We start from the raw sequence: 16597 nt of genomic DNA on the forward strand, positions 1-16597 counted from the left end.
ACATCTATTGAAACATAAAAAAACCCGGATAAGGGACACTTTTTTATGTGTGTCCGTTATCCGGGGTATAGTTCATTCTAGGGTGCTTTTTTTTTTTAAGGATTTTAGCTTCTTTTGTCGAATTAACTTAGTTCGGCATAGAAGGGGGACAACCATGGACAGAAAAGAAATTAAACAAACCTTAATTGTAATTGGATTAATTATGGTTTTCTTTCCGTTATTTATTAATGGGTTAATGTTTTTTAGAATATGGCCTGTTGCTGGCGATGTTAACACTTGGATAAGTTTCTTGGGAACTTTCTGGGGCGCAGTAATAGGAGGTGTTATAGCTGGTGTACTTACATTGGTTGGTGTAAGGATGACTATCAAAAACCAATTTATCAAAGAGTTCAGTGAAAAGCTACCTGAACAACTAATGAACTTAGAGGATGTTATAGCAGTAATAAAAAAACAAAATTCAGTATTGAATATGAATGAATACATTGATAATCCCCAGATTATTAGGGGGATTATGCAAAAGACGATAGAAATATTAAAAGTAGACGGGCTATTGAAAAAAACAACTACTGTTAATCTGCAGACATATACAGCAGTCAGACAGCTTAATGATTATTTAAATGATTCGTTATATCCTCTTAAAAGCTCTTTGTACACTGAAACAGAAGTTAAAAAGATGTTCAAAAAATGTCTTGAAACATTAAATGCAGAGCATTCATTAATGATGAAGGATATTCAAAGATATGAAAATAAAGCTAAGTAAGCATCCATTAAGTTGGGTGCTTTTTCTTTTGGAGAAAGACTCAAGTTTTAACCACTTGAATCTTTCAATAAGGACAAAAAATTATTAAATTCGTTGATTTCGATAATTGTCTTTAATATAAGCTGCGTGATACTCACCTTTGGAACTTGCATTCAAAAGATTTCTATAAATATTTTGTGGTACATCGAAATATTTATAAGTCCCATTTTTAAACTGAATGAAAAGAGTGTTGGTTGTATCGTCATACCCAACTGCTACCAAGTTTGAGGACGATACTCTTTGCATGATCATATTAGCCACCTCCTTTTTTACTATATATTCGATAAATTACTATATTTCCCTTTTTTGTTTTACAGAAGGAGGTCAGCTCGATGAAGTTTGCTGACCATTTATCTAAAACGGACATTCAGAAGTTTAATCAACTAAGAAGAGGCAGCCATCAGAGTAAACCTGAATCCAAGCCTAAGAGTTAAGAAGAATTAAGTTTTAAAGATGTTAAGGAGTTAATGGGAATGAATCGTGATACGTATAAGAAGGTTAGAGGTAGAGTGAGAGGGAAATAAAAAACGACCCATCACAGGGTCAGATACTTTTCTTCATGCCACAATTGCGACACTCACGAATATAGATAAAGTCCTTAACGGAACTTTTAAACTGGGCTTTATCACAATTATCACATCTACCACTCTTAATATCAGGGTGGTCTTTATAGTCGTAAACAATGGATGTATCATAGCCGTTGTATTTTTCTTCAGTCAATGCTGATCACCTTCAATAATGGATTTAACCTTATATATGATAACAGATATTTATTAAGGGAGGTAGAGGGGGGTGACAGAGTATAAGTCAGAAGAACAGAAGCGAACCTTCTATAAGTCAGGGGCATGGAACAAGCTAAGGAAGCAGGCATTAGTGAGAGACAACCATGAGTGCCAACAGTGTAAGCGTGAGGGCAAGGTCCATGTGGACTCAATCAAGATACAAGGTGAACGGAAGAGTGTAGAGCTCAATGTCCATCATAAGTATGGGATTGAACACTATCCGCAGCTTGCTTTGGTATTGGACAACCTAGAAACGGTCTGTTTGAACTGCCACAATAAGCTGCACAACAGAGTGTTTGGAGAACAGAAAAAGAAAAGATGGGATGATGAGATGTGGTAGTACCCCCCACCTTGCAAAGAGGCTATTTATATTTTACCCGGGGAGCGGGGAGGGGGCTCGATTTCCGAGATTTTTTACTATTTTACGTATGACCCCCTCCCTGTTGATGAGTGGTAGAAAAGAGGTGATATTATGGCAGGTATAGATGAGCGGGAAGTCCTTGTAAAAAAAGAAAAGAACCGTTTGAAAAAACTTTTTAACAACATTCCTACCAGTAAATTAAAGGTTGTGGATGGTTTAATCATTCAAGCTGCAAGGCTAAGAGTGTTATTAAACGAAATGTGGATTGATATTTCTGAAAATGGAGATTATGAATTGTTCTCGCAATCTGATAAAGCTGAACCTTACGAAAGAGAACGGCCTGTTGCCAGATTGTACAATACCCGAGATCAATCTTATCAAAGAATAATACGGCAGCTTACTGACTTGTTACCAGACGAAAAAGACAAGGAAGAAGTTAAGCGGTATACAGCAAGTGATCTAATATGATTAGCCATAAATATATTGATGAATATATATCGTTATACGAAACAGGGAGAATCAAACTTAATAAAGAGCGAGTTATGCTGATTGTTTATTTAAAACAGCATGTATTAAATCGAAATGATTTATATTTTAATGACGATTTAATCGAAAAATGTGTGCGTTTTATAGAGAAATGGTACTTCCCTTTGCAATCATTTCAGAAGTTTATTATTTGTTTCATATTTTTATTTATTAAAAGCACTAACCGTGTTTTCTACCGTAAGTTTTTAATCATGATGGGGCGTGGCGGTGGGAAAAACGGTTTGATCACCGGCATCTCAAATTTTTTAATAAGTGAACTTCATGGTATTCCAAAATATAATATCTCGATCGTGGCCAATTCAGAGGATCAAGCGAAAACGTCATTTGATGAAGCTTATGATTGCATCGATACAAACGAGATCTTACTATCCATGTTCCATCTGACAAAAGTAAAAATCACTGATAAAAAAACAAAAAGCATTCTCCGTTTTCGTACATCAAACGCAGAAACAAAAGATGGTCTTCGTGATGGAGCTGTTATATATGATGAAATACACCAGTATGAAAACAATAAAACTGTAAGGGTATTCTCTAGTGGTCTTGGAAAGGTCAAGAATCCTAGGGAATTTTTTATTGGTACGGATGGTTATGTCCGTGAAGGTTTCTTGGACAAGATGAAGGAACGTGCTATGAAGATATTAAATGGTAAAGTGCCTGATGCTAACCTATTTCCTTTCATATGTAAGTTGGATAAATCGGAAGAAGTAGACGACATAGACATGTGGGAAAAATCCAATCCAATGTTTTGTAAACCGAAGATCGAGTATGCGGAAGGTCTTTTTGAGACCGTAAAAGAGGAATACGAAGATTTAGTAGAAGATCCATCAAATCGAGAAGAATTTATGACAAAACGTATGAACTGGCCAGAGGTCGACCTTGAAAAGTCAGTTGCTCCTTGGGAAGAAATATGGAGAACAGGATACGAGGAAGATGGAGAAACGCTTCGGGTAATACCTGATATGAAAAACCGTGTATGTGTTGGCGGATTGGATTACGCAAGAATTAAGGACTTCGCTGCAGTAGGGTTGCTTTTTAAAGTTGATAGTAATTACATCTGGAAAACTCACTCATTTGTCCGTAAAGGTTTTTTAGATAAGGTGAAGCTGGAAGCCCCTATAAAGGAATGGGAACGCTTAGGGCTCCTTACTATTTTAGATGAGCCTGCGATAGATACCTGTCACATTGTGGATTGGTTCGTTGAAATGCGAGAAGTTTACGGTTTAACTAAGATTGTTGCAGATTCTTACCGTTTGGATTTGATTAAAAAAGACTTAGAAGCTGAAGGATTTGAATTAGAATTTATTCGTAATCCTAAAGCCATTCACTCATTACTTGCTCCAAGAGTGGAAACGATTTTTGCAAAGAATAATTTACTCTACGGAGATAATCCATTAATGCGTTGGTATACAAATAATGTACTTGTAAAGACAAAGTCTGATGGCAACAAGGAGTATTTAAAAAAGGATGAATTCAGAAGAAAAACAGATGGATTTCAAGCTTTTATTCACGCCTTATTCAAAGCTGATGAAATTTTAATCGAGGATATGGATTTTTTCTTAGACGATATAGATTTCTGAAAAAAAGGAGGTGAGATATTGGGATTTCTAGACCTAATAAAAAGCAGGAATAAGGAATTGGACTTCATGTATGATTTTGATTTAATCCAAGATACTTCCAAGAAAATTCACATGAAGCAATTGGCAATCCAAACATGTATCAATATGATTGGCCGTACTATCAGTCAATCCGAGTTTTATGTGAAGAAGGATAAAAAAATTGTGAAGGACGAAATGTATTATCGGTTAAATGTCAGGCCCAATCTAAATATGTCAGCCAGCCAATTTTGGCAAACAGTTGTCCATAAGTTGATATATGACAACGAATGTTTAATCATCCAGTCGGATACCGAAGATTTATTGATTGCTGACTCCTTTACACGAATCGAATATGCCCTGGTCAATGATTCATTCAAAGATGTAACCATTAAGGATTTTACTTTTTCCCGTACCTTTCAAATGAGTGACGTTATTTACTTGGAATATAGCAATAAAAAGCTGTCCACTATGCTGGACGGCCTATATGCCGATTATGGAGAACTATTTGGTAGGATCATAGAATTTCAGAATCGCAAAAATCAAATACGTGGACTTGTTGATGTAGAGGCTATCACTGATAAGTCAGAAAAGGGACAAGAAAAGTTACAAAATTATATCAACAAGATTTATAAAGCTTTCTCCGGAAAATCTGTGGCTATTGTTCCTCAACAAAAAGGATTTAAATTAGAAGAAATGAAAAATACAACTCAGCTTCAAAGTGTGGATGAAGTCGCCAAAGTAATTGATGGTTTTTTAGATCAGGTTGCCAAAGCGTTGGGTATTCCTATTGCGTTACTTCACGGTGATATGGCAGATGTAGAAAAACCTACACGTAACTACATGACATTTTGCATTGACCCATTTTTGAAAAAAATCAGGGATGAATTGAATGCCAAGATGATTGATAAAAAGGAATTCCTTTCAGGAAAGAAGGTGGAAACCAAACGGGTTTCTTACAGTAATATTTTTGATGTAGCTGCCGCCGTTGATAAGTTGAGAGCTTCGGGGGCATTTAACGGTAATGAATTGCGTGAAGCATTAGGTGAGGAAAGGGTTGACGATCCTATGATGGATAAATACTTCATCACCAAAAACTATCAAGAAAGTTCAGAAGCACTTAAAGGAGGTGAGAATAAAGATGAAGCATAAAATCAAAGGTGACATTATCAATTGGAATTCAAGTATTTGGGACTTTAACTATAAAATGAAATCTATAAAAGAAGATGAGGATATTGATTTATCCGTTAATTCTTATGGTGGCGATGCCTTTTTAGGAATTGACATTTGCAATACTCTTAAAGATCATAAAGGACTTGTTACTGTGACGATAACAGGCATGGCAGCAAGTGCTGCATCCGTTATTTGTATGGGGGCTAATCAAATACGAGCGCATGCAAATACCATGCTGATGGTCCACAATGCTCAAACATTTGTTGCTGGTGACGCAAAAAAACTTAGAAAGGCTGCTGAAGATGTCGAAAAGGTTAGCCAAGCTGTATTGAAATCATATACAAATCGGGTAGATGCTGATACGATGAAAAAATTGCTCGATGATGAAACATATCTTACTGCTGAAGAAGCATTAAAATACGGGTTGATTGATCAAATAATCGATGCTGAGCCAGAAGAAGTGGAGTCTGAAATCTTTGAGAACAAAGCTAAAGCATTTAACAATAAAATTACTGCTACTGTTGCACCAAAGCAACCTATCTCAGCATCAGCATTAGCATCAGGTATCGACAAAAACACTTTGAAACAAATGTTTGCTGAATTTAAAAATGAAATTAAGAATGAATTAAAACCAAAAGAGATTGTTCCTGATCCTGTTGCACAAAAACAGAACTTGAGCAGTCTCTTTTTACATTTATAGGAGGATTGAAAATGACTATTAAATTTAATAATTTCGCAGAGAAAAAACAAGCATTTGCTAAAGCAACACAGGAAGGTAGTGCTGAAGAACAGTCTGCTGCGTTAAATAATATGCTGGAAGCTCTGGCTCAGGACGTACAGGGCGATATTATGAATCAAGTTAATACATCAATGCTTGACCGTTCCATCATGCAAGCCAGGGGCGCAAATGTTCTTACGAGTGAAGAGACAAAATTTTTCAATGTCGTGATTGAAGAGGGTGGGTTTAAAGATACAGAAACATTGCCTAAAACAACGCAAGAACGAATTTTTGATGATCTAGTTGAAGGGCATCCGCTACTGCAGCAGCTAGGTATTCAAAATCTTGGTGCGGTAACAGAATTCATATATGGAGATCCAGAAGGTGCTGCAGTATGGGGCCCGTTATTCGGAGACATCCAAGGGCAACTAAATGCAACGTTTAGAAAAGAGTCTATCAGCCAACTTAAATTAACAGCTTTTATTCCTCTATCAAACGACATGCTAAAACTTGGACCTGTATGGGTGGAGCGCTATGTTCGGACTATGATTTCGGAAGCAATGTCCGTTGGTCTTGAGCGTGGATATGTTGCAGGGACAGGGAAAGACATGCCGATTGGATTGTTAAAAGATTTGAAGGGATCTGTTGTGGACGGAAAATATCCTGACAAGGCATCTGCCGGTATCCTTACATTTGAACCAGGCAGGGCGACAATCAATGAATTAAAAGGTGTTGTCGAAAAATTATCTATTCGTCCAGTTGGAAAAGATCAAGATGAAAAAGTACGCAATATAGCTGGGAAAGTTGTAATGGTTGTCAATCCGTTTGACAATTTCAGTATTCAAGCAAATGCGACGGTACAAAATGCTGCAGGTATATACGTGACAAGCTTGCCATTTAATCCAACCATTACTGAATCCATGTTTGTACCAAAAGGAAAAGTTGTGTTCTTTATTCGTGGTGAGTATGTTGCAGCTGTCGGTGGAGCGATGGAAGTGAAGAAATTTGACCAAACACTGGCCATGGAAGACGCGACGCTTTATATCGCGAAACAATACGCTACTGGTAAGCCAAAAGACAATTATGCAGTGCAAGTCTATGACTTAGATCTAGACTTGGAAGGCGGCCTTGAGGGGTGATTTAATTGGTCACACTTGAACTAATAAAAGAGTTTAAAGAGCGTTTGCATATTTCCCATTCGAGTGAGGACGACAATTTAAAAAGATTGTTGTCCTTTTCTATTGTGGATTTGCAGGGAAAGTGCGGTCATTTTGATATAGAAAAGGATGGGAGGGCCAAGGAGCTTGTTTTTGAACGTACTCGTTATGCCTATAATGATGCCCTTGAATACTTTAACGACAACTTCTTAAGTCAGATTAATAGTTTGGGTTTATCTATTGCACTGAAAGAGAGTGATCCAGATGCATCCGTTTAAATATAAACCTCCTAGGGTTAATACAGGAGACTTACGTACTCCCATTACGTTTTATGAATATGTAGCAGATGATGGCCCTGAACCGGGCGAGTCTGAAAAAAACATTCTCTTTAAGGCGTGGGCCAAGGTTGATCATATTTGGTTGAAAGATTTGGAGATTGCTAAGGCTAACGGGACCTTATCTGATATCACCATCACGGTACGAGACCCTCAAGCCGATTATATCCCGATCAATAAGCATTATCTGTCCATCGATGCTCCTGAGTATATGGACAAAAGATATAATATCAAACACGTTCAACCGGATTTGCAAAACAAGGAGTTTATCAAAATTGTGGCAGGGCTAACAGAATGAGTGTGAAAATTCATGGGGAAAAAGCGGTGATGGCAGAATTAGAAAAACGCTTAGGGAAAGTGAAGATGCAGCAGCTAAGTGATAAAGCGTTAAAACAAGGTGCCCAAGTATTTATCAAGGAACTAAAATATCAATTTGCATCCTTTAAAGATACTGGGGCATCAATTGAAGAAATGACCATATCGCAGCCAATGTGGATGAGTGGCGTTCGCACTGTAAAGGTTTATTGGAAAGGACCTAAAAGTCGATATAGAATCATTCATTTAAACGAATTTGGCACAGTTAAGAACCCGAACCCTAGAGGTAAAGGAGCCATAGCCAGAACCATGCGAAGTGCTGAAAGTTCTTATCGTGAGGCTATTAAGAAGGCGATAAAGGAGGGAATTTAATGGACTTTCTAGGGATGATTTATAATACACTGATTGCAGACTCGTATATTAAGGAGAAGGCTGCTGGAAGAATTAAATTTTATGGTTTTCCTGAAACTAGCAGCGTGACTTCTACTCCAAATATCATCATAGATCCATTAGATGTTCCTCTTCCTGTAGATTTTGCAGATGATACATGGCTGACCTATGATTGTCTATTTCAAATAGAAGTTTGGTCAAAGAACAGGATGGCTACAAATGAATTATCAGGACATATCCGAAACGTCATGTGGAACTTTGGTTTTTCCCAAGGAACAGGCGTGGATGAATGGGATGAAGATACAGATATTTTTCGAGATGCAAGAAGGTATCGAGGGAAGTTATATAGAGACGATTTAGACACTATATAAGGTGTCTTTTTTTTATTATTTAAAATAGGAGTGATTAATGTGGTAGAAGAGAAAAAAAGCTATAAAGCATCAACCGGTGTGAATGAATTTTATTATGCGGTTTTAACAGATGACGATGACCAATCATTTACCGCTGGTGAAATTACCAGGATTAAATTTCTGCAAAATATTGAGGTAGAAATGCCACAAGAAGCAATGAGGGCGTATGGGGATAATGGTACAGCTGAAATTGCTATTTCAGGTGGAAATGTAACAGTATCAACTCAATTTCACAAAGTACCAATACAGGATAAGAATATTTTATTTGGTTTAGAAACTGTGGACGGACTTTCGTCCATTGGCGGTGAGGATGTGCCACCTTATGTTGCAGCTGTATTTACCAAGACATTTGAGGACGGCTCTAAAGAATGGGTGGGGCTAACAAAAGGAATGTTTATGCGTTCCAAAATTTCCGGAAAAACCAAAGAAGAAAACAAAGATTTTGAGAATGAAGAAGTAACAGGGGAATTTATGGAACGTTACGTGGAAGGGGCCAAATCAGAAAAATCGGTTCTGTTCGGAGCGGACAAAAAAGGGGAAACAGACAACCGAGATTCTCTTTTCCAAAAGGTATTTGGAAAGCCTTATCCGGGCACACCAGCGGGGGTGTAATAGATGATTGAGAAAAAGACATACCAAGCAATCGTGGATTTCAAAGACCTTCAGGACAAAGGGAAGGTTTATCGTAAAGGGGATACATTTCCGAAACCAGGCAATAAAAAGGTTGAGAAAGAACGATTAGAGGAACTATTGTCCACTGAGAACAAGCCTGGTAAACCCGTCATTAAAGAAATATAAGGAGTGGGTTTATACCTGCTCTTTATAATTTAAGGTATGTAGATTAGTTTAAGGAGGAAGTAAACGGGTAAGTGTTCAACAATAGGAAAAACGGTTAGGGGGATTATTGTGATTGTGAAAAATATTTTATATGGACTCCTTAGCATAATACTTCATGTAATTATTTTTTTGCTATATTTTTTCTTGCCGATAGTTGTTGCAAATTTTATAAATACTCCTTCGTCTGCCTACTTTGCTTTAACAATAATTCTAATTTCAGGTGGTGTTCATTTTTTCTATTATTTATATTTCAAAGACTCCTTAAATGAGAGTAAATCCAAGAGCTTATTTGATTGGCTTGATAATAAAAACGATAAGAATATAGTAAGAGAAATTATGGGTAAAGAATTAAATAAAGATGAGAAGATTTTAACTAACTTAGAAGTTACTCAAAAAAGATTACTAACATATGTTAAATATAATAAAAATAAGTTACTTTTAATAAAGGCCCTCTTGAAAACCATGAATAATAATTATTTATCGGATTTAATTTTTAGATTATTCATACCTATTATTGCAACTATAATAATTGGCTCTATTTCTAATCCTTTATTTAGGAAGGTAACTTCCGTGGAAAACAGTGATATTTCATCTTTAAATCCTGAAATATTATCAGCTATAGGGAATATTTTCCTTTTGTGTTTTATCTTAGTAGCAATAGCTTTATTTATTTTTGAAAAACACAAAGGTCGGAGAAGAAACAAGTTATTTGAGGAATTAATAGAAACATGTATTCAAAAGATTGAGGATGAAAATAAGACAAAAATATGACTATTTACCGAGTCGTTTTTTTCTAAAGAGATCCTCTAAAGAGATTCACTATAGAGACCACAATAAGTGGTCTCTTTTATTTGTACAATAATCAACATAATGTTTATCAAAGACTAACTTAAAAAACGAAGGGATGTTTTGGAATGGCGAATTTAAAACGTAACATGATCGAATTGGTGAAAGAAGTAAAAGAAGGGGAAATCCTCACCGAAAAATTTCTAACCCCTGTTTTTATCCCTTTTTCAGTAGTTTATGAAGCGATTGATCTTACAGAAGAAATGGACAAAAGCGAAGATAATAAAAAATCTTCATCTGAAAAAGAAATGATTGATAAGCTGCTAGATTTTGTAGCTAACAAAATATATAACAAGGAATTCACAAAAGAAGATTTATTCAATGGTCTACACGCACCTGACGCCATTCAAACCCTACAAGAGCAAATTATATTTGTAGCCCAAGGTCAACAAACAGATGAAACAAAAAAGTTTTTGGCGAAGAAAGGTTAACGGATGAGGACTTTTCCCCTGCCAAGCAAAAGGAGTACATGGACAAGCTCATCCTTGATTTTATGAAAGACGGTAAGGATATCAACGAAATATTGGGTATGCCTTATCATTTTTTACTTGAAATATTAAGAGAAGAAAATAAACCAAAGCAAGAGAAATCCTTAATCGCCGCATTCGGAGGTTAGGGATTTTTTTGGTATGTGAAGGGAGGATGATTAATGGAAAAGATAGAAGGACTTTCGATAGGACTTGGTTTGGATACGCTAAAGCTTGACAGTGGATTAACTGATTTGAAGTCCAAATTAAAGTTAGTTAATAGCGCAATGAAGGCGAACCTGTCCGCATTCGATTACGGTGACAAGTCAATAAGAAAATATGAAACACGTTTGCAAGGACTTAATAAGAAATTGGAAGTCCAAAAAGCAGTTACCGAAAAAGCGAAAAAAAGCTATGAAAAGATGGTCAAAGAACACGGTGAGGGCTCCAAAGAAGCGGATAATGCTGCCAAAAGCTATAACAATGAAGTAGCATCCTTAAATAACTTAGAACGCTATGTGGGTCGAACGCGTGAGGAACTTGAAAAGCTAAAAGAACAACAAAAGATCGCCGAATCTAGTTGGGGTAAGCTTGGTAAAAAACTTGAAGAAACAGGCACTCGTTTAACTAAAGTTGGCGATAGTATGAAAAGTACTGGAAAGTCCTTATCTATGTATGTAACAGCTCCATTGGTTGGTTTAGGTGGTATGGCAGTTAAGTCTGCAATTGATTTTGAAAGTGCGTTTGCTGGGGTAATTTCTTGCCCTCTCTATTAGAAATAATAGGGTAATAAATCGAGCAAAAACGGTGAAGGCTAAACTAATTATGATATAATTTTTACAATAAATTTGAACACTGTCCGAGGTGTTTTTTGTATGGCGCAAATCAAAACAAAATGTACTAATTGTGGAATTGAAGTGTTAAGATATCCCAGTCAATGTTTAAAAACTGTATATTGCTCAAGAGAATGTAGATCGAAATATTTCCAAGAAAAACACACGGTTTTATTTAAGTGCGATTTTTGTGGGATGCAGAAGAGAATTAGAAAAGCCAATTATAAAACAGAAGGAAATCATTTTTGTTCAAGGATTTGCAAAGATAAATGGCAAAGAATAGGTTTAAAAGGCTCTAGTAATCCATTTTTTCAAAAAGTACATTCTGAAAAATCAAAGAAAAAAATAAGAGAAAAAAAATATGGGAAATTTACAGGTCTGGATAGTCCTAATTACAATACACATCAAGTAAATTGCGCATACTGTGGAAAAATAGTTTTGAAGATAGGATATCTGTTAAATCGAAGCAAGCGGCTTTTTTGTTCGATTGAATGCCATGGAAAATGGAAATCTGAAAATCTTCGTGGGGAAAATAGTCCCTCTTGGAATCATGATCTTTCAGAAGAAGAAAGAATAAGTAAAAGGAAATATCCGGAATACTATGAATTTATCTCTGGTGTTATGAAAAGGGATTCTTACACTTGTGATTTGTGTGGTAAACAAGGTAAGTGGGGAGACGGATTAAACGCACACCATTTGAATAGCTATGACTGGGATAAGCAAAATCGAACAAATATAGATAATGGCATAACCCTTTGTAAAAAATGTCATATGGACTTCCACAAAAAGTACGGTTACGGAAAAAATACAAAAGAACAATATAGCAAATTTAAAGAGAGCATATAATGGTTCTCTTTTTTTTATATCATAATTAGCATGTTAATACCGTGGTAACTTCATAGATTGCGAAAGGCTATGAAGCACCGTAGAGCATAGTGGGTGAATAAATATAATCCTGCCAAGAGTGTTCGACACCGTATAGGTGAAAATGTATGCCGAACTTACAGGAAACTGTAAGAAACAAAGGATAAAAAACCTTTGTGATAACAAATTGAAGAAAAACAGTAGACGCTACTGAAGGCGACTATAAAGTGTTAGAAAAACAGATAATCAGTATGTCTAAAACATTGCCTGTTTCTGCAAATGATATAGCTGCTGTTGCAGAATCAGCAGGACAATTAGGCATTAAAAAAAGTAGCATTATGGATTTCACAAAAACCGTCATTGATTTAGGCGAATCGACTAACATGACGAGAGAACAGGCTGCTACCGAATTTGCTAGATTTGCTAACATTGTCAAAATGCCACAAAAGAACTTTGATAGATTAGGAAGTTCAGTGGTTGCTTTGGGTAATAACATGGCAACCACTGAATCGGAAATCGTGGATATGTCCATGAGATTGGCTGCTCAAGGCAGTCAAGTCGGTATGACTGAATCTGATATCATGGCTCTTTCTGCAAGTATGTCTTCCTTAGGTATCGAATCAGAAGCAGGCGGTACAGCGATGACAACCGTCCTTAAAAAGATAGATAGTGCGGTTGGTTCAGGTGGTAAATCTTTAGAAGAATTCGCAGAAGCAAGTGGTGTTTCTGCAGAAGACTTTAAAAAGGCATGGGAAAGTGACCCTATAAAGGCATTGGAAATGTTTATACAAGGATTAAGTGAGTCAGGAAAAGAAGGGGAAAACCTAACTTCGATTCTAGGTGATTTAGGTATTAAGGGAATCAGGGAATCTGATACTATTTTGCGATTGGCAGGCAATGCAGGACTATTAGGAGAGGCTGTAGGATTGTCCTCCGAAGCATGGGAGGAAAATACAGCATTATCCAATGAGGCAGAACAAAGATATGCAACAATGGCATCTAAATTGGGAACCGTAAAAAACAATATCTTTGCTTTAGCTAAAGACATCGGGGACATATTAAGCCCATATGTGATAAAAGCGGCAGATTTATTTAATAGCTTGATAGATAGAATGTCTGGGATGTCGAAACATACTAAAATCGCAATGGTTGTTATCGCGGCATTAGCTGCAGCAATTGGTCCATTATTGGTTGCGGGAGGATTCTTCATCGGCTTTTTGGGAAGTACAGCAACAGGCCTCGGAAAACTCCTTCCATCCATTGCAAAAGCTGGCGGACTTTTAAAATGGCTAAGGTTAGGTTTTACTGCTTTAACAGGTCCCGTCGGATTAACCATTGGTATTTTAGCGTTATTAGCTGCAGGTATTGTCATTGCTTATAAAAAGTTCGAGCCATTTCGAAATGCTATAAATAAATTGAAAGATGTTTTTTTAAGTGCCTTTAAAATAATCGTGGATTACTTTAAAAGTAAAATAGCGGAAATGAAAGCCTTCTGGGATTCAAACGGGAAACAATTACTCCAAGCCTTCCAAAATATTTTTAATGGGATCTTGTTTGTGATCAAACCAATGATGCCGATACTTGAGGCTATCTTTAAAGTAACATTTAAAGTTATTTTGGAAATTGTAAAATCAGTTATCGGAAATATAAAAGGTGTAATGGACGGTGGTCTAAAGGTCATCATGGGTTTAATACAAGTTTTTTCCGGATTGTTTACCGGTAATTTCTCGCAAATGTGGACAGGAATCAAGAATATCTTTTCAGGTTCCATTCAGTTTATTTGGAATTTCATGCAGCTAATGTTCTGGGGTAAAATGCTAAAAGGTATTTTATCGCTAGGCAAATTAATGGTTAATGCATTCAAGGGCATGTGGGGCAGTATTAAAAATGTATTTTCTACGGTCATTAAGTGGATCGTGGACTTTGTGAAGAATCGATTTACTTCCATGAAAAATACAGTGAATACTATTACAACCACCATTAAAAATCTCATCTCAACCATTTGGAATGGTATTTTAAACTTTTTCAAAGTAGTGATTAAATCTATTATGGATTTAGTGAAAAAACGTTTCACAACAATGAGAAATACGATTAAAACCATTTTCAATGGCATCCGTGATCTGACAAGAACTGTATGGAACGCTATAAAGGATTCCATTTACACGCCTATCAAAACCGCGGTAACAAACACCCTAAGTCGTTTTACTACTTTAAAATCACGTATATCAGACATATTTGGCACGATTAAGAAAAATATTAAAGGCTATGTTTCGGATATGGTTGAAACTGTAAAGGGTATGCCGCAAAGGATGTCAGATGGTCTGAAAAAGACAGGCGGTAAGATTAAAGAAGGTGTTATATCCGTATCCAATAAGATGGTATCGGGGCTTGGTAAAGGTGTAAATGGAGTCATCACCGGTGTTAACTGGGTATTGGGTAAGCTCGGAGTAGAAAAGAAATTAAGCGAATGGAAAGTTCCACAATATGCACAAGGTACAGATGGGCATCCTGGAGGATTGGCCGTTGTTGGTGATGGGAAGGGTTCTAATGCTGGACAAGAATTGATCCAAACTCCAGATGGACAACAATTTTTATCGCCTTCAAAATCTACGCTAGTCAATTTACCTCAAGGTACACATATACTTGCTGCAAGCCTAACAAAGCAATTAATTCCTCATTATGCTTGGGGTGATGACTTTTGGAGTGCAAGTAAAAGTATTGCTAGTACTGCATGGGACGCTACCAAAAAAGGTGCTAAGAAAGTAAAAGATACAGGCATAGATATTTGGCAATATGCTAGTAACCCTAGCAAATTATTAGATTTAGGGATGAAATCCTTAGGAATTACAGCACCTAGTGGGGATAGCACTTTAGGCAAAATAGCAAAAGGCGGTTTCACTAAAGTGAAAAATAGTGCAGTCGATTTTGTAAAAGAAAAAATGAAAGACATGTTTGACTTTGGTGGAAGTGGAAATGTATCCGGTAACGTCAAACAGTGGATAAGTGAAGCTATTTCTATAACTGGTGTTCCGGGAAATTGGGCAGCACCATTATCAACGATTGCAATGAAGGAATCTGGAGGACGTACTGGTCCATCCACCATTAACAAATGGGATAGTAACTGGAAACGGGGTACTCCTTCCATGGGGCTTATGCAGACCATCAAACCAACTTTCGATGCTTATAAAATGAAGGGCTATAACGACATTATGAATCCAGTCCATAATGCCATCGCAGCCATTCGTTATATTAAATCTAGGTATGGAACACCTTTCAATACTCCAGGTATCAAATCTATGGCGAACGGCGGACCGTATAAAGGGTATGCCACTGGTGGTTTGATTAACTATGCTGGTATGTATAATCTTGCAGAAGATGGATGGCCTGAATTCGTCATACCTACTAACCCTAACAAACGGACAGATGCCATGAAGTTGTTGGCTTTGGCAGGGAAGACGGTTGATAAAGGGAATAAGCGCCCTGGACAATTGCCGAATGTAGGCACTGCCAGTGGTGAAGGGGATAATGTGCTGCAGAAGTTACTCGAGGCCACACTTGAACAGACAAAGGTGCTTTTACAATTATTAAGCAAGGATACAGACATCATTTTGGATGGTCATTCGGTAGCAAAAGGTATTCATAAAGATATGACTAAATATCAAACACAAGATAGAAGAATAAGTAAAAGAACGATTAAAGGGAAGGTGAGAAAGTGAAAAACTTTACTTTCGATGGTATATCAAAGCCATACCTTACTGTCCTTAAAGATAGCAACAGACAACCTGAATCGTCTACACTTATCTGGACAGATATTTTAAGGGCAGCTACACTTAACTTACTACAGATAAGGGAGCATTCAAAATGACGAAAAGAGAACGCCGTACATTCACTTCCGAATTTAAAAAACAGATGATTCAACTCTATCAAAGCGGAAAAACACGAAAGGCTCTTATTGAAGAATATGAACTTACTCCTTCTTCTTTAGATCGGTGGATTCAACAGAATGAAAACACAGGTTCCTTTAAGGAAAAAGATAACCGTTCTCCCGAGGAAAAGGAGCTTATCAAACTACGAAAAGAATTGAAACAGTTACAAATGGAGAATGATATTTTAAAGCAAGCAGCGCTGATACTAGGACGAAAGTAAATGTTATTAAGCGAAACAAAGACAAA

General features: G+C 36.7%; 21 protein-coding genes and 2 pseudogenes. 21 read left to right on the top strand and 2 right to left on the bottom strand.

What is annotated here, in order from left to right; all coding sequences use genetic code 11:
• The first annotated feature begins 154 nt into the window (after positions 1-154).
• Positions 155-760 carry a hypothetical protein gene (locus SB775_RS25910; RefSeq protein ID WP_410863990.1) on the top strand — a complete coding sequence of 202 codons (606 nt, stop codon included), beginning with the start codon at positions 155-157 and terminating at the stop codon, positions 758-760.
• Positions 761-844: 84 nt separating this feature from the next.
• Here the strand turns inward: SB775_RS25910 and SB775_RS25915 are convergent, their stop codons facing one another.
• Together SB775_RS25915 and SB775_RS25920 are read right to left on the bottom strand one after the other, a co-directional pair.
• The gene (locus SB775_RS25915) at positions 845-1051 is read right to left on the bottom strand and encodes a KTSC domain-containing protein (protein WP_410863991.1); all 207 of its coding nucleotides are present in this window, start codon (positions 1049-1051) and stop codon (positions 845-847) included.
• A gap of 291 nt (positions 1052-1342) precedes the next feature.
• Positions 1343-1519, bottom strand: coding sequence for a DUF8096 family protein (locus SB775_RS25920; RefSeq protein WP_336866379.1), 177 nt, complete (start codon positions 1517-1519; stop codon positions 1343-1345).
• A gap of 72 nt (positions 1520-1591) precedes the next feature.
• On the opposite strand from SB775_RS25920, the gene SB775_RS25925 reads away from it, so the two are divergent.
• From SB775_RS25925 to SB775_RS26020, 20 genes and pseudogenes are all read left to right on the top strand, one after another.
• Positions 1592-1921 (top strand): HNH endonuclease, encoded by a 330-nt coding sequence (locus tag SB775_RS25925; protein WP_410863992.1) that lies wholly within the window; start codon positions 1592-1594, stop codon positions 1919-1921.
• A 132-nt stretch (positions 1922-2053) separates the two neighbouring features.
• Positions 2054-2410, top strand: coding sequence for a hypothetical protein (locus tag SB775_RS25930; protein WP_251542561.1), 357 nt, complete (start codon positions 2054-2056; stop codon positions 2408-2410).
• Positions 2407-4065: a terminase large subunit domain-containing protein gene (locus SB775_RS25935; RefSeq protein WP_410863993.1), complete on the top strand. Its 1659-nt coding sequence runs from the start codon at positions 2407-2409 to the stop codon at positions 4063-4065. The genes SB775_RS25930 and SB775_RS25935 overlap by 4 nt, the downstream gene beginning before the upstream one ends.
• Before the next feature lie 18 nt (positions 4066-4083).
• Entirely contained in the window at positions 4084-5232 is a 1149-nt protein-coding gene (locus tag SB775_RS25940; RefSeq protein ID WP_410863995.1) for a phage portal protein, read from the top strand.
• Positions 5222-5953: a head maturation protease, ClpP-related gene (locus tag SB775_RS25945; RefSeq protein ID WP_410863996.1), complete on the top strand. Its 732-nt coding sequence runs from the start codon at positions 5222-5224 to the stop codon at positions 5951-5953. The genes SB775_RS25940 and SB775_RS25945 overlap by 11 nt, the downstream gene beginning before the upstream one ends.
• 11 nt (positions 5954-5964) lie before the next feature.
• On the top strand, positions 5965-7110 hold the full coding sequence (locus SB775_RS25950; RefSeq protein WP_410863998.1) for a phage major capsid protein: 1146 nt from the start codon (positions 5965-5967) through the stop codon (positions 7108-7110).
• A gap of 5 nt (positions 7111-7115) precedes the next feature.
• On the top strand, positions 7116-7406 hold the full coding sequence (locus SB775_RS25955) for a phage gp6-like head-tail connector protein (RefSeq protein ID WP_268590403.1): 291 nt from the start codon (positions 7116-7118) through the stop codon (positions 7404-7406).
• Positions 7393-7761, top strand: coding sequence for a phage head completion protein (locus SB775_RS25960; protein ID WP_268590402.1), 369 nt, complete (start codon positions 7393-7395; stop codon positions 7759-7761). The genes SB775_RS25955 and SB775_RS25960 overlap by 14 nt, the downstream gene beginning before the upstream one ends.
• Positions 7758-8150 (top strand): hypothetical protein, encoded by a 393-nt coding sequence (locus tag SB775_RS25965; protein ID WP_410864000.1) that lies wholly within the window; start codon positions 7758-7760, stop codon positions 8148-8150. Before SB775_RS25960 ends, SB775_RS25965 begins: the two co-directional genes overlap by 4 nt.
• Entirely contained in the window at positions 8150-8539 is a 390-nt protein-coding gene (locus SB775_RS25970) for a gp17 family tail completion protein (RefSeq protein ID WP_410864001.1), read from the top strand. Before SB775_RS25965 ends, SB775_RS25970 begins: the two co-directional genes overlap by 1 nt.
• Before the next feature lie 39 nt (positions 8540-8578).
• Positions 8579-9190, top strand: a complete 612-nt coding sequence (locus tag SB775_RS25975) for a major tail protein (RefSeq protein ID WP_410864003.1) — start codon at positions 8579-8581, stop codon at positions 9188-9190.
• A gap of 3 nt (positions 9191-9193) precedes the next feature.
• On the top strand, positions 9194-9376 hold the full coding sequence (locus SB775_RS25980) for a hypothetical protein (RefSeq protein WP_410864004.1): 183 nt from the start codon (positions 9194-9196) through the stop codon (positions 9374-9376).
• Positions 9377-9484: 108 nt separating this feature from the next.
• Positions 9485-10186 carry a hypothetical protein gene (locus SB775_RS25985; RefSeq protein WP_410864005.1) on the top strand — a complete coding sequence of 234 codons (702 nt, stop codon included), beginning with the start codon at positions 9485-9487 and terminating at the stop codon, positions 10184-10186.
• 143 nt (positions 10187-10329) lie between these two features.
• On the top strand, positions 10330-10692 hold the full coding sequence (gpG, locus tag SB775_RS25990; protein WP_410864007.1) for a phage tail assembly chaperone G: 363 nt from the start codon (positions 10330-10332) through the stop codon (positions 10690-10692).
• Positions 10693-10730: 38 nt separating this feature from the next.
• A complete protein-coding gene (gene gpGT / locus SB775_RS25995; protein ID WP_410864008.1) occupies positions 10731-10877 on the top strand; it encodes a phage tail assembly chaperone GT in 147 nt (48 codons plus the stop codon).
• Between the two features lie 33 nt (positions 10878-10910).
• Positions 10911-11504, top strand: coding sequence for a phage tail tape measure protein (locus SB775_RS26000; protein ID WP_410864009.1), 594 nt, complete (start codon positions 10911-10913; stop codon positions 11502-11504).
• A 99-nt stretch (positions 11505-11603) separates the two neighbouring features.
• A complete protein-coding gene (locus SB775_RS26005; protein WP_410864011.1) occupies positions 11604-12407 on the top strand; it encodes an HNH endonuclease in 804 nt (267 codons plus the stop codon).
• A 221-nt stretch (positions 12408-12628) separates the two neighbouring features.
• A pseudogene (locus SB775_RS26010) lies at positions 12629-13600 on the top strand (phage tail tape measure protein); the annotation flags it as partial.
• Between the two features lie 1773 nt (positions 13601-15373).
• Complete coding sequence (locus SB775_RS26015; RefSeq protein ID WP_410864012.1) at positions 15374-16141, top strand: lytic transglycosylase domain-containing protein; 768 nt, start codon at positions 15374-15376, stop codon at positions 16139-16141.
• A gap of 145 nt (positions 16142-16286) precedes the next feature.
• Positions 16287-16597, top strand: a pseudogene (locus SB775_RS26020) (transposase); the annotation flags it as partial.

It is taken from the genome of Peribacillus sp. SIMBA_075 (assembly GCF_046534585.1).

Excerpts from the sequence above, each read along its gene's own strand:
- SB775_RS25950 (WP_410863998.1), top strand. The coding sequence starts at position 5,965 with ATGACTATTAAATTTAATAATTTCGCAGAGAAAAAACAAGCATTTGCT.
- SB775_RS25980 (WP_410864004.1), top strand. The coding sequence starts at position 9,194 with ATGATTGAGAAAAAGACATACCAAGCAATCGTGGATTTCAAAGACCTT.
- SB775_RS26015 (WP_410864012.1), top strand. The coding sequence starts at position 15,374 with ATGTTTGACTTTGGTGGAAGTGGAAATGTATCCGGTAACGTCAAACAG.
- SB775_RS25910 (WP_410863990.1), top strand. The coding sequence starts at position 155 with ATGGACAGAAAAGAAATTAAACAAACCTTAATTGTAATTGGATTAATT.
- SB775_RS25915 (WP_410863991.1), bottom strand. The coding sequence starts at position 1,051 with ATGATCATGCAAAGAGTATCGTCCTCAAACTTGGTAGCAGTTGGGTAT.
- SB775_RS25960 (WP_268590402.1), top strand. The coding sequence starts at position 7,393 with ATGCATCCGTTTAAATATAAACCTCCTAGGGTTAATACAGGAGACTTA.
- SB775_RS26005 (WP_410864011.1), top strand. The coding sequence starts at position 11,604 with ATGGCGCAAATCAAAACAAAATGTACTAATTGTGGAATTGAAGTGTTA.
- SB775_RS25935 (WP_410863993.1), top strand. The coding sequence starts at position 2,407 with ATGATTAGCCATAAATATATTGATGAATATATATCGTTATACGAAACA.
- SB775_RS25970 (WP_410864001.1), top strand. The coding sequence starts at position 8,150 with ATGGACTTTCTAGGGATGATTTATAATACACTGATTGCAGACTCGTAT.
- SB775_RS25945 (WP_410863996.1), top strand. The coding sequence starts at position 5,222 with ATGAAGCATAAAATCAAAGGTGACATTATCAATTGGAATTCAAGTATT.
- SB775_RS25965 (WP_410864000.1), top strand. The coding sequence starts at position 7,758 with ATGAGTGTGAAAATTCATGGGGAAAAAGCGGTGATGGCAGAATTAGAA.
- gpGT (WP_410864008.1), top strand. The coding sequence starts at position 10,731 with ATGGACAAGCTCATCCTTGATTTTATGAAAGACGGTAAGGATATCAAC.
- SB775_RS25930 (WP_251542561.1), top strand. The coding sequence starts at position 2,054 with ATGGCAGGTATAGATGAGCGGGAAGTCCTTGTAAAAAAAGAAAAGAAC.
- SB775_RS26000 (WP_410864009.1), top strand. The coding sequence starts at position 10,911 with ATGGAAAAGATAGAAGGACTTTCGATAGGACTTGGTTTGGATACGCTA.
- gpG (WP_410864007.1), top strand. The coding sequence starts at position 10,330 with ATGGCGAATTTAAAACGTAACATGATCGAATTGGTGAAAGAAGTAAAA.